The organism is Ruegeria sp. BHSB058 (assembly GCF_059613285.1).
The window spans coordinates 30,498-42,393 of record NZ_JBXWSF010000033.1 but is presented as its reverse complement, the minus strand read 5'-3'; the positions used below and the strand labels follow the sequence as shown (position 1 = coordinate 42,393).

The 11,896-nt window shown below is 56.9% G+C and carries 12 protein-coding genes; 10 read left to right on the top strand and 2 right to left on the bottom strand.

Annotation, left to right across the window (positions count from 1 at the left end; genetic code table 11):
* From AC2FNB_RS10600 to AC2FNB_RS10580, 5 genes are all read left to right on the top strand, one after another.
* Positions 1-328, top strand: a 328-nt coding sequence (locus AC2FNB_RS10600; RefSeq protein ID WP_496746194.1) for a winged helix-turn-helix domain-containing protein, incomplete at its 5' end; no start/stop codon positions are given.
* Positions 329-533: 205 nt separating this feature from the next.
* Complete coding sequence (locus AC2FNB_RS10595) at positions 534-1,322, top strand: exodeoxyribonuclease III (RefSeq protein ID WP_480750340.1); 789 nt, start codon at positions 534-536, stop codon at positions 1,320-1,322.
* Between the two features lie 86 nt (positions 1,323-1,408).
* Positions 1,409-2,326, top strand: coding sequence for a thioredoxin (trxA, locus tag AC2FNB_RS10590; protein ID WP_480750338.1), 918 nt, complete (start codon positions 1,409-1,411; stop codon positions 2,324-2,326).
* A gap of 26 nt (positions 2,327-2,352) precedes the next feature.
* On the top strand, positions 2,353-2,994 hold the full coding sequence (locus tag AC2FNB_RS10585) for an LON peptidase substrate-binding domain-containing protein (protein ID WP_496746191.1): 642 nt from the start codon (positions 2,353-2,355) through the stop codon (positions 2,992-2,994).
* Positions 2,991-3,176 (top strand): Trm112 family protein, encoded by a 186-nt coding sequence (locus tag AC2FNB_RS10580; RefSeq protein WP_496746189.1) that lies wholly within the window; start codon positions 2,991-2,993, stop codon positions 3,174-3,176. The genes AC2FNB_RS10585 and AC2FNB_RS10580 overlap by 4 nt, the downstream gene beginning before the upstream one ends.
* A gap of 14 nt (positions 3,177-3,190) precedes the next feature.
* Here the strand turns inward: AC2FNB_RS10580 and AC2FNB_RS10575 are convergent, their stop codons facing one another.
* A complete protein-coding gene (locus tag AC2FNB_RS10575) occupies positions 3,191-4,417 on the bottom strand; it encodes an FAD-dependent monooxygenase (protein WP_496746196.1) in 1,227 nt (408 codons plus the stop codon).
* An 82-nt stretch (positions 4,418-4,499) separates the two neighbouring features.
* Between AC2FNB_RS10575 and AC2FNB_RS10570 the strand changes: the two genes are divergently transcribed.
* The 4 genes from AC2FNB_RS10570 (at position 4,500) to AC2FNB_RS10555 (ending at position 10,673) form a co-directional block, all read left to right on the top strand.
* Entirely contained in the window at positions 4,500-5,828 is a 1,329-nt protein-coding gene (locus AC2FNB_RS10570) for an amidase (protein WP_496746187.1), read from the top strand.
* Between the two features lie 109 nt (positions 5,829-5,937).
* Positions 5,938-7,119 (top strand): aminotransferase class I/II-fold pyridoxal phosphate-dependent enzyme, encoded by a 1,182-nt coding sequence (locus AC2FNB_RS10565; protein WP_480750440.1) that lies wholly within the window; start codon positions 5,938-5,940, stop codon positions 7,117-7,119.
* Between the two features lie 14 nt (positions 7,120-7,133).
* Positions 7,134-10,037 carry a DNA translocase FtsK gene (locus AC2FNB_RS10560; RefSeq protein WP_496746185.1) on the top strand — a complete coding sequence of 968 codons (2,904 nt, stop codon included), beginning with the start codon at positions 7,134-7,136 and terminating at the stop codon, positions 10,035-10,037.
* 39 nt (positions 10,038-10,076) lie between these two features.
* Positions 10,077-10,673, top strand: coding sequence for a LolA family protein (locus AC2FNB_RS10555; RefSeq protein WP_480750331.1), 597 nt, complete (start codon positions 10,077-10,079; stop codon positions 10,671-10,673).
* A gap of 18 nt (positions 10,674-10,691) precedes the next feature.
* Here AC2FNB_RS10555 and AC2FNB_RS10550 read toward each other — a convergent pair whose 3' ends face one another.
* Positions 10,692-11,273, bottom strand: coding sequence for a transglycosylase SLT domain-containing protein (locus tag AC2FNB_RS10550; protein ID WP_480750329.1), 582 nt, complete (start codon positions 11,271-11,273; stop codon positions 10,692-10,694).
* A 275-nt stretch (positions 11,274-11,548) separates the two neighbouring features.
* Between AC2FNB_RS10550 and hspQ the strand changes: the two genes are divergently transcribed.
* Positions 11,549-11,875, top strand: coding sequence for a heat shock protein HspQ (hspQ, locus tag AC2FNB_RS10545; protein ID WP_480750327.1), 327 nt, complete (start codon positions 11,549-11,551; stop codon positions 11,873-11,875).
* Positions 11,876-11,896 lie beyond the last annotated feature (21 nt).

Genomic DNA, 11,896 nt, shown 5'->3' with positions numbered 1-11,896 from the left:
GCTTCGTCAGCACGAGCAATCCGAGGACGCGGTTTTTGCGCTTGGGCCGTATACGTTCAAACCGGCCATGAAAATGCTGCTGACCGAGGATGAGCGAAAGATTCGCCTGACCGAGAAGGAAACCAATATCCTGAAGTTCCTGTACCGCTCGACCGATGGCGTCGTTCCGCGCGATGTCCTTTTACACGAGGTTTGGGGGTATAACGCTGGTGTGACAACCCATACGCTCGAGACGCATATCTATCGCTTGCGGCAGAAAATCGAACCAGACCCCTCGAATGCTCGCCTTTTGGTCACAGAATCCGGTGGATATCGACTTGTTTCATAACTGAGTGTGGATTGACTTCGATCAAAGTGATACCCTGATTGCAACTTTAAGGTCTACCTAACCCGCGCATGTCCGGGTCATGACATGCACCTCCCTGTTGGACTGACCCCGGCCTCGTGCCGGGGTTTTTTTGTTGTCCATTTCAGGTGGCACCCCAGTGATCAGCACGATAGGTTGCCTGGTGTTGCCTTAGGAGAGTTTACCGATGCCCTTCACAGTTGCCACATGGAATATAAACTCGGTGCGCCTGCGTGAGCCCATTGTTCTGAAGCTGCTGCAGGAAGAAGCCCCTGATGTCTTGTGTTTGCAAGAATGCAAATCACCGGTGGAAAAAATCCCGACCGAAGGGTTCGCTGAACTGGGATACACCCACATGATCGCCCGCGGACAAAAAGGATATAATGGCGTCGCCATCCTGTCGCGCCTGCCAATCGAGGATATTGGCGACAAGGACTTTGCCGAGCTTGGCCATGCGCGGCACATCGCTGGGCGATTGGAAAACGGTGTGACGATTCACAATTTCTATGTCCCGGCCGGTGGCGATGTACCAGACCGGGAGACCAACGAGAAATTCGGGCAGAAGCTGGACTATCTGACCGATATGCGCGACTGGTTCCGCGCCGACAAACCCGAAAAATCAATTCTGGTGGGAGACCTGAACATTGCTCCGCGCGAAGACGATGTCTGGTCGCACAAGCAGCTTCTTAAGATCGTTTCCCACACACCAATCGAAGTCGATCATCTGGCCGAGACGCAAGAGGCGGGCAACTGGGTCGACATCACGCGACAGGATATCCCGCAAGGGCTGCTTTATAGTTGGTGGTCTTACCGTGCGCGTGACTGGGATGCGGCGGACAAGGGTCGGCGGCTGGATCATGTCTGGGCCACGCCGGACATTTCAAACTCAGGCCATTCAAGTCGAATCTTGCGTGACGCGCGTGGGTGGGAAAAGCCAAGTGATCACGCGCCTGTATTTGCAACTTTCGATCTGTGAATGATGCAAAGAATGCGACTCTGCTCTTGGTTTCCGTACTACGCGGCGGCATATAGGAGCCAAGTTCAAACCGGAGAGTTGAAACCATGGACATTCTGAACGGCGCAGGTGCGCCTGCCGCAACCGATCTGATCAAGGACGGAACCGAAGCCACGTTCATGGCAGATGTCGTTGAAGCGTCACAAGAGGTTCCGGTCATCGTTGATTTCTGGGCACCCTGGTGCGGCCCATGCAAGACTCTCGGTCCGGCACTGGAAGACGCTGTGACCGCAGCCAGGGGCGCTGTGAAGATGGTCAAGGTCAACGTGGACGAAAACCAGACAATCGCGGCGCAGATGCGCATTCAGTCGATCCCGACCGTATATGCGTTTCACAAAGGCCAACCAATTGACGGATTCCAAGGCGCGTTGCCCGGGTCCGAGATCAAAGGATTTGTTGACAAGGTAATCGAAAAGGCCGGTGGCCAAAGCCCGGGCGGGCAGCTTGATGAGGCGGTTCAGGCCGCCGAAGAGATGTTGGCCGAAGGTGCTGCCGTCGACGCTGCGCAAACCTTTGCGGCCATATTGGGCGAAGATCCGGCCCATGCCGGTGCCTATGGCGGTCTTGTTCGCGCCCATATCGCCATGGGCGATCTGGATCAGGCCGAGGCTATCTTAAATGGCGCTCCAGCCGAGATTTCGAACTCGGCCGAGATTGATGCCGCGCACGCTCAGTTGCAATTAGCGCGTCAAGCTGCCGATGTTGGTCCGGTTGCGGAACTCGGAGCGGCGGTCGAGTCTGAGCCAGACAACCATCAGGCGCGGTTCGATCTGGCACAGGCATTACACGCAAGTGGCAATGTCGAAGAAGCGGTGGCGCAGTTGCTTGAACTGTTTCGCAGAGATCGCGAATGGAATGATGGCGCTGCAAAGACTCAGCTTTTCACAATTTTCGATGCCCTCAAGCCCAACGACCCAATCGTTCTGAACGGCCGACGGAAACTCAGCTCGATGATATTTGCCTAATTTCGGTTCAGAGCTACACTCGGTACATGATGCACCCTGCCGACCTGCCGGATACGGTGTCCGTATTTCCGCTTCCGGGCGCGCTGCTGCTGCCCCGGGCGCGGTTACCGTTGCATATATTCGAGCCGCGCTACCTGCAGATGCTGGACGACTCGCTCAAAACGTCCGAGCGGCTGATTGGCATGGTGCAACCAAATCCTTGCCACAGCAAAGCGGATAAGCTGCATCTGATCGGATGTGCAGGGCGGATCACGCAATTCTCGGAAACTGAGGATGGCCGCTATCTGATCACGTTGACCGGCGTGTCCCGGTTCCGGATCAAGTCGGAACTTGATGGCTTTGCTCCATATCGTCGGTGTTCGGTATCTTGGGACGGCTTCGAGCGTGATCTTGGCCGTCCGGAAGGCGATCATGAATTCAACAGGACGCGGTTTTTGCGACTGCTGGAACGCTTCTTTGCCGCCCGACAGTTATCAACCGACTGGGAAACCCTGAAAGACGCGGACGATGAGTTGCTGGTCAACTCGTTGTCGATGCTTTTGGATTTCGACCCGGAGGACAAGCAGGCACTTCTGGAAGCTCCTTGTCTGGCAACACGCCGGGAAACGCTGGTGACATTGATCGAATTCGCCCTGCGCGGCGGCTCCAACGAGGAAACATTGCAATGACCGAAACCCTGTCTTCATTCGACCGCCGCATGCTCGAAGCACTGATCTGCCCCCAGACGCATACGATGCTGGAATATGAACCTGAGCGACAGGAACTGATCTCCAAGGCGGCAGGGTTGGCATTTCCAATCCGAAACGGCATTCCGGTGATGCTGGTGGACGAGGCTCGGGTTTTGGAGTGATCAGGACAGTGATCCTAGATCGGCTGGCCCTGCAAAAGTTTCGGCAAGTCTCCGGTTAATCCGGCGGCTTCGCGAACAAAGCCACGGCGCAATCCGGGCAATGACCCTACAATGCCCATGCCAATGTCCCGCCCCAAGCGCAGGATCGGATTATCGTTGGAAAACAACCGATTGAAAGTATCGGTTGCCAGCGCGAGCGTCGCAGTGTCGAACCTGCGCCATTCTTGGTATCGCTCCAGTACCAGTGTGGCGCTGATGTCTTCCCCGCGTCGTGCCGCCAGTGTCAGAACTTCGGCCAATGCGGCCACATCGCGCAGACCCGCATTGAGGCCCTGACCCGCGATCGGATGCATTCCATGCGCGGCGTCTCCCACAAGCGCCAAGCGCTCGCTGATGAATGAATTTGCGATGGTCAGGTTCAGGGGGTAGGTGAACCGGTCGCCTTCGAGGCTGATCTCACCCAAGAAATCACCGAACCTGGGACGCAGAACCTGCAGATAGTCTGATTTGGACATCGCGTTGATCCGTTTCGCCGTCTCGGAGCGCTCGCTCCAGACAATGGAGCTTCGGTTTCCGCTCAACGGCAAAATGGCCAGAGGCCCTGGTGGCATGAAGAACTGATGCGCGACGCCGTGATGCGGCAGCTCATGAGAGATGGCGCAGACAAGCGCCGTCTGCCCATAATTCCAGCCGGTTCGCTTGATGCCTGCGCGCTGTGCAGTTCCACTACGACGCCCGTCGCAACCCACCAGCAGTTTGCCGCGCAATTCGGTGCCATCATCCAATGTTACGGTGGCGCCATCAGGGTCGGTTTCCTGAGACGTGACGACACTTCCGCTGATCTGGGTGATCCGGCCCTCTTCGGCGACGGCTTGGAGAAAAGCCCGCCGTAGATAGCGGTCTTCGACCATATAGCCCATCGGGCCTTCCTCGATCTCGGCATGATCGAAATGCATGAAGAAAGGCGAAGGGCCGGCCCCGGCATGGCCATCGGTGACTTTGATTTCCAACATTGGTTGGGCTTGCTGCGCCACTCGATCCCAAACACCGATGGTCCGGAGCAACCGCTGCGAGGCCAAAGCGAGCGCATAGGCACGCCCGTCAAAGGCCGCATCTTGCCTGATATCCTCGGCCAGTGCATCTACCAGAGAGACCGAGTGTCCGGTTTGCGCCAGCGCCAAAGCCAAAGCGGGGCCATTCAGGCCGCCGCCGACGATCAGGATATCGGAAACATCTTTCATGGCCTGCAATATGCGCGCGCGAACGGGATTGTCCATGGGGTGTCCTGTCGCTACCGTCGCCGAAAGATATTGGGAGGGTGCGATGCAAGACTGGCTGACAATGACAGCAAGTGATTTGGGAAGGGGAATCGACGGCGGCTCTATTGATCCTGTCGAACTGACAGAGGTTTACCTGTCCGCCATTGATGCACATCCTCATAGCAATCGAATTTATGCCCAGGTGACCCATAACCGCGCCCGAGCTGAAGCAAAGGAAGCCAGGAATCGCGCCAAATTCGGTTTGCGCCGGTCTTTGCTGGATGGAGTGCCCATCAGTTGGAAAGATCTGTTCGATACGGCGGGCACGGCGACCGAGGCCGGGTCGGCGCTGCTGAAAAATCGGGTGCCGGAGACCGATGCGGTGGTGATGCGGAACGCAACCGCGATGGGCACGGTCTGTTTGGGCAAGACGCATATGAGCGAGTTGGCCTTTTCTGGACTAGGATTGAACCCGATCACGAGTACGCCACCGTGCATCCATGACGAGACGGCGGTTCCTGGTGGGTCTTCGTCGGGTGCGGCGGCATCGGTTGCCTGGGGCCTCGCGGCTTGTGGGATCGGTTCCGATACAGGCGGATCGGTGCGAATACCGGCGGCCTGGAACGATTTGGTCGGCTTGAAAACCACGGCGGGTCGGCTGAGCCTGGAAGGCGTTGTACCACTGTGTCTGAAATTCGACACGATTGGCCCGCTGGCACGATCTGTCGAGGATGCGGCGCAGATGCTGGCTCTACTTGAAAACGGATCGCCCGCCGATCTGCGGGGGGCAATTTTGAAAGGACGCAGGTTTGCAAGCCTGCAAACCGTGGCGCTGGATAACCTGCGGGAAGCGCCGCGCGCGGCCTACGAAGAGTCTTTGCGCCGGTTGGCGGAGGCTGGGGCGCAAGTCGTGCCTCTGGAGGTGCCGGAATTGCAGGAAGCCATGCCACTGTCCGGCGCGCTCTACACCGCCGAGGCCTATGGCCTTTGGCGCGATGTGATTGAAACCAATCCCGAGGTTATGTTCCCTGAAATACTGGACCGTTTTAGGCAAGGAAAAAACTTCTCGGGTCCAGATTATGTTGCGGCTTGGTCCAAGCTGGAAAACTGTCGGGCCGCCTGGGATGCCGCGACCTCAGGATTTGATGCGGTGTTGGCGCCAACGGCCCCGATCACGCCGCCAAATTTGGAACGGTTGATGAATGACCATGACTACTACGTGACGGAAAACCTGTTGGCGCTGCGCAATACGCGCATTGGCAACTTGATGGGGCTTTCTGCACTGACTTTGCCAACCGGAACACCGGGTTGTGGTCTGATGTTGTTGGGGCACCCGAATTCCGAAGAGATGTTGTTGCGACTTGGAGCGGCGGCTGAATCAGCTTTGACCTGAATGCCACAATTACCTGTTTTGACATCGCTTTAGCTGGACGTATTGGGGGGGGGTATGTAACTTGATGTCAAACGGGGCGATCAACGATCCCGATATTGAGGCAGTAATGATGGATTTCCCCGAGCGGTTTTCGAACCTACCGGCATATGCATTCCCACGCCTGCGTGCCCTGCTCGATCATCACGAGCCGGGTGGCGATATTGTGCATATGACAATAGGAGAGCCAAAACATACGTTTCCTCAATGGGTTACGGATGTGATTGTGGAAAACGCCGCCGGGTTTCAGGGATACCCAGATAACGACGGGACACCGGAACTGAGGGCTGCGATCACCGATTGGATCGGACGTCGCTACGGTGTTTCGATGAACCCCGACACCAACGTGATGGCGCTGAATGGAACGCGTGAGGGGTTGTACAACACTGCCATGGCGCTGTGTCCAGAGCAGAAAAACGGCCAGCGACCTGTAGTCTTGTGTCCAAACCCGTTTTATCAGGTTTACATGGTCGCCTCGATCTCGGTTGGGGCCGAGCCGTGGTTTGTTCCGGCAACCTTTGCCACGGGGCATCTGCCGGACTATGCCAGTCTGCCCGAGGAGGTGCTGAACCGAACCACTATTGCCTATATCTGCTCGCCTGCCAACCCACAGGGAGCGGTTGCGTCGCGTGACTATTGGGCCGAGCTGATCCGGCTGGCTGAACATTTCGATTTCCGCATTTTTGCCGACGAATGTTATTCCGAAATTTACCGCGACGATGCTCCTACCGGCGTTCTGACGGTCGCGCAGGAGTTGGGAGCAGACCCCGAGAGGATCACGCTCTTCAACTCGTTGTCGAAGCGGTCGAACCTTGCCGGATTGCGTTCGGGGTTGATCGCCGGTGGGCCGGAGACGATCAAGAAAGTCAAGCAGTTGCGGGCCTATTCGGGCGCACCCTTACCATCTCCCTTACAGGCGGCGGCGGCGCGAGTTTGGGCCGACGAGGTGCACGTTTTGGAAAACCGGGGGCTTTATCAAGAGAAGTATCGCATCGCCGACGAGGTTTTTGAGGGTGTGCAGGGCTATATGCCTCCCGAGGCCGGGTTCTTTTTATGGCTTCCTGTGGACAATGGTGAACAGGTAGCGCTGAAGCTTTGGAGGGAGACGGGTGTCCGGGTGCTGCCGGGTGCTTATCTCGCCCAAGGTAAGTCGGGGCAAAACCCGGGTGAGGGGTATATCAGGGTCGCGATGGTGGCCCCAAAAACAGAGTTGCAGCAGGGGCTGATCACACTCCGCGACTGCATCTATTCGTGAGGTACGAGGGTAGCATGGCATCATACAACACGCGCAGTCGCGATCCGTTGCTGGACAGCAAGATGCAGGCGGCAATCGAAAGGCGTGGCAAGGAACTGATCGGGATCGTATTGATCCTGCTGGGGTTGGCTGCCGCTGCGATGATCGTTTCCTATACACCGGACGACCCGAACTGGATGGTATCGACAGACGCGCCGGTTCAGAACTGGATGGGACGAGCGGGTGCGTCCATCGCAGCACCGTTGTTCATGATTGTGGGTTGGGGCAGCTGGGGCGTCGCTCTGGTGCTGACGGGCTGGGGCGTTCGGTTTGCAGTTCATTCGGGCGAAGACCGGGCCATCGCACGCCTGATCTTTGCTCCGATCTGGATTGCGATCGTATCCGTCTATGCTGCGACACTTGTTCCGGGTGATGCATGGCGCACAACGCACAGCTTTGGCCTTGGCGGGCTGTTCGGGGATACCGTGATGGGTGCGCTGCTGACGCTGTTACCCATCTCGTCGCACTTCATGGTCAAGATGATGTCGCTTGCGATGGCCGCAGGCATGTTGACGCTGGGTGTGTTTGTTCTCGGTTTCACTATGGCCGACGTAAGACGCGGTTTCCGGGCGTTTCTGCTGGGCCTGGTGATGACTTACGACATGCTGATGGCACTCATAGGGCGCGGGGCACAGGCGACGGCGCGGGCGGCACGGGACCGTCGGGCGCAATGGGCCGATGGACGCGCTGCAGTGCGCGCTGTGATCAACCATTCAATTGATGACGACACAGCATTTTCGGAAGAGTTTTTTGAAGAAGGCTATGCCCATCCCCCTCAGGCGGAACGCACTCCGAAATCTGGACTGCTGGCACGCATGCCGGGCCTGATCCGTCGCCCCGACCCAATGCCAGAACCTGAACTGGTCGAAGCCGTACCGGTACAGGGTTATGACGAGATGCCCGGGGACGACCGTATTCGATCCAAGATTGCCGCGGCTGTGCGGAACCGGCAGGTTGCCACCGGTTCGATGGAGCCTGAACCAGATCCAAACAGGCCGCTGACCAAAGGGCGTGGGCGTGGGCCGGATCCACTGATCCTGAATGTGAACCGGGGTGGCGAACTGCCACCCGAGCCGCCGCTGACTGCAGGTGTAACATTGCCGATGGAACCAGCGCTGAATGCTTTTGAGCCGGGTTGGGATCAAGCCGGTCACGAGCATGTGGTCGAAACCTATGACGATTTTGCCGATGAACCGATGATCGACGAAGAGTCGGAAGTTTCACCCTCTACTCCTCGTATGCCGATCCCGATTGCAGAGCCACGCAAACCCGTCGTGGCACAACCCGTCCGCCGTGTGCCACAACCTTCGCGTCGGGCGCAGGCCGAGGCGCAACCGGCGCTGTCCTTTGAAGACAACGCTGCTGATTTTGAGCTGCCGCCGCTCAACCTGCTGTCCAACCCGGCAAACATCCAGCGCCATCACCTCAGCGACGAAGCGCTTGAGGAAAACGCGCGGATGCTGGAAAACGTGCTCGACGATTATGGGGTGAAAGGAGAGATCGTCAGCGTCCGCCCCGGTCCCGTCGTCACCATGTACGAGCTGGAACCAGCGCCGGGCCTCAAGGCTAGCCGCGTTATCGGTTTGGCAGACGACATCGCACGCTCGATGTCGGCGCTTTCAGCGCGGGTCTCGACCGTGCCGGGCCGCTCGGTCATCGGGATCGAACTACCCAACGACAATCGCGAAATGGTGGTGTTGAGGGAAATCCTGGCCAGCCGGGATTTTGGAGACGGAAATCATGCTTTGCCGTTGGCGCTGGGCAAAGACATCGGTGGCGGTTCGGTTGTGGCCAACCTCGCCAAGATGCCCCACCTGCTGATTGCCGGGACCACGGGGTCGGGTAAGTCGGTGGCGATCAACACCATGATCCTGTCGCTGCTCTACAAGCTGACGCCAGACGAATGCCGCCTGATCATGATCGATCCCAAGATGCTGGAGCTTTCGGTTTATGACGGCATTCCGCATCTGCTAAGTCCTGTTGTGACCGATCCGAAAAAAGCGGTCGTTGCCTTGAAATGGGTCGTGGGCGAGATGGAGGATCGGTATCGCAAGATGTCCAAGATGGGCGTGCGCAACATCGCGGGCTATAATGGTCGGGTGAAGGACGCGCTGTCCAAAGGTGAGATGTTCAGCCGTACTGTCCAAACTGGATTTGACGAGGAAACCGGCGAGCCGATTTTCGAGACAGAACAGTTCGAACCCAAGGCCATGCCATATATCGTTGTCATCGTCGACGAGATGGCCGACCTGATGATGGTCGCAGGCAAGGAAATCGAGGCTTGCATCCAACGTCTGGCGCAAATGGCGCGCGCCTCGGGTATTCACCTGATTATGGCGACGCAGCGCCCGTCTGTCGACGTCATCACCGGCACAATCAAGGCCAACTTCCCCACTCGGATTTCGTTTCAGGTAACCTCAAAGGTCGACAGCCGTACCATTCTAGGCGAAATGGGCGCCGAGCAACTGTTGGGGCAGGGCGATATGCTCTATATGGCTGGTGGGGCCAAGATAACTCGTTGCCATGGACCGTTCGTGTCGGATGAAGAGGTCGAAGAGGTCGTCAACCACCTGAAAGCATTTGGCCCAGCCGATTATGTGGGTGGTGTGGTTGAAGGCCCGGACGAGGAAAAGGCAGACAACATCGACGCAGTTCTGGGTCTGAATACCGGCGGCAACACCGATGGTGAAGATGCGCTCTACGACACAGCCGTTGCGATCGTGATCAAGGATCGCAAATGTTCGACCTCCTACATCCAGCGAAAGCTTGCTATCGGCTATAACAAGGCTGCTCGGCTGGTCGAGCAGATGGAGGACGAAGGCATAGTTTCGCCGGCCAACCATGTCGGCAAGCGCGAAATTCTGGTGCCAGAACAATAGGGCATTCCAAAGCGAGGGCAGAACACTTATCTGATCACTATGAAACAGATCGCTTATGCCCTTGCATTTTCCTTACTGGCCCCAGTGGCCTGGGCCGCAGACAAACTGCCGCTTGCAGACATTTCGAACTACCTCAACAGCTTGAAAACTGTTGAAACCACATTCACCCAAGTCAATGATGATGCTTCCCTAAGCACTGGAAAGTTGTGGTTGCAGCGTCCGGGTCGGATGCGGTTCGAATACGACCCGCCCGAGCGAGCAGTGGTGTTGGCCAAAGGCGGATCGGTGATCATCCACGATCCCAAATCCAACCAACCGCCCGAGCAGTACCCGCTCAGGCGAACGCCACTGTCCATCGTTCTGGCCCCGACCGTGGATCTTGGTCGAGCCAACATGGTCGTAGGACATGAATTCGACGGCACCGCGACCGTTGTTACAGCGCAGGATCCGGAAAATCCGGATTACGGCAAGATTGAACTGATGTTCACGAGCGATCCGGTGGAGCTGCGCAAATGGGTCGTGCATGACAGTGGCGGAGCACGAACGACCGTGATCCTGGGGCCGCTGACAACGGGAAACAGCCTGAACCAGAACCTATTCATCGACGGAGAACCGCGCGTCTCGGGCAATCGCTGAAGCGCGCTGCATCAAGGGCTAGTATCGGCAACCTGTCAATTGCTGACGGTACAGGTCGGCACGGGAATCAACGTCGTCGGCGACGCGTAACAACCAGGATTTGCCATTGTGGCTTCCGCGTGCGTAACCGGCATGGCCTTCGTGATAGGCCAGATACTGGTTTCGCGTATCACTGGGGTGGATGCCGTTCTTTTCCCAGCTTTTGTTCATGTACCAACCCATGAAATCGGACGCGTCTCGAATACGGTTCCGCTTTGCACGCCGTTTTCCGGTTTCCTTCTGGTACTGTTCCCACGTTCCGTCCAAAGCTTGGCTAAAGCCATAAGCACTGCTCTGCCGCCCCATCGGGATCACGCCCAGAACGAACTTGTGCGGCGTGCGGGCGTCAGCGCGATAACGGCTTTCCTGATAGATGGTTGCCATCTGAACATGGACCGGGACACCCCATTTGCGTTCGGTCGATTTGAAAGCTTTGATATAGTCGGGGCGCTCTCTTGCAATGCTGCAAGCGTCATTGAGATTGCGCGGAGGAGTCTTGGACCCACCGCTGCACGACGCTAGCATCAGCACCGCCAATAGTGCGCAAAGAGATCTGCTCATCTGCCTCTTGCCTTTTTTTCAGATGATAGCGCAACTCGCGACGCGATGAAATCACATTCGGTTATGAAGGGTCCTTCAACAGTGCAATTTGGTGTATCTCCACCTCAGTTGTGGAATGAGTACAACAGTTGATGGCGCAAAGGAAAAATTGACGTGGCAACAACCTGTGGGGATAACTGTAAAGTCAGAGTTCACAGACTGTTTCCTGCGATTTCTGAGCAAGTATTGGACTTTTGCGATGCGTTAAGGGTAAAAATGACTTTGGGGGCCAAGTAATGTTGAAAACACACGCAAAATACCACCTTGGACAAGTGGTTCGTCATAAAAAGCACCCTTTCCGAGGGGTGGTTTTTGACGTTGATCCAGAATTTTCTAACACTGAAGAATGGTATCAAGCGATTCCCGAGGACAGCCGACCGGCGAAAGAGCAACCATTCTATCATCTTCTCGCCGAGAACGATCAGTCTTATTACGTTGCTTATGTTTCCGAACAGAACCTGATCGAAGACTGGTCCGGGGAACCTGTCGATCACCCGGACATCCCGGATATGTTTGGCCCATTTCGGGACGGGGCTTACCCGCTTCATTTCCAACTAAATTGAAAGTCCAGCAGCGTTTTTTGG

Bases quoted from the DNA above. Each gene is read 5' to 3' on its own strand.
- AC2FNB_RS10570 (WP_496746187.1), top strand. From the start codon at position 4,500: ATGCAAGACTGGCTGACAATGACAGCAAGTGATTTGGGAAGGGGAATC.
- AC2FNB_RS10595 (WP_480750340.1), top strand. From the start codon at position 534: ATGCCCTTCACAGTTGCCACATGGAATATAAACTCGGTGCGCCTGCGT.
- hspQ (WP_480750327.1), top strand. From the start codon at position 11,549: ATGTTGAAAACACACGCAAAATACCACCTTGGACAAGTGGTTCGTCAT.
- AC2FNB_RS10550 (WP_480750329.1), bottom strand. From the start codon at position 11,273: ATGAGCAGATCTCTTTGCGCACTATTGGCGGTGCTGATGCTAGCGTCG.
- AC2FNB_RS10585 (WP_496746191.1), top strand. From the start codon at position 2,353: ATGATGCACCCTGCCGACCTGCCGGATACGGTGTCCGTATTTCCGCTT.
- AC2FNB_RS10565 (WP_480750440.1), top strand. From the start codon at position 5,938: ATGGATTTCCCCGAGCGGTTTTCGAACCTACCGGCATATGCATTCCCA.
- AC2FNB_RS10575 (WP_496746196.1), bottom strand. From the start codon at position 4,417: ATGAAAGATGTTTCCGATATCCTGATCGTCGGCGGCGGCCTGAATGGC.
- AC2FNB_RS10555 (WP_480750331.1), top strand. From the start codon at position 10,077: ATGAAACAGATCGCTTATGCCCTTGCATTTTCCTTACTGGCCCCAGTG.
- AC2FNB_RS10560 (WP_496746185.1), top strand. From the start codon at position 7,134: ATGGCATCATACAACACGCGCAGTCGCGATCCGTTGCTGGACAGCAAG.
- AC2FNB_RS10580 (WP_496746189.1), top strand. From the start codon at position 2,991: ATGACCGAAACCCTGTCTTCATTCGACCGCCGCATGCTCGAAGCACTG.
- trxA (WP_480750338.1), top strand. From the start codon at position 1,409: ATGGACATTCTGAACGGCGCAGGTGCGCCTGCCGCAACCGATCTGATC.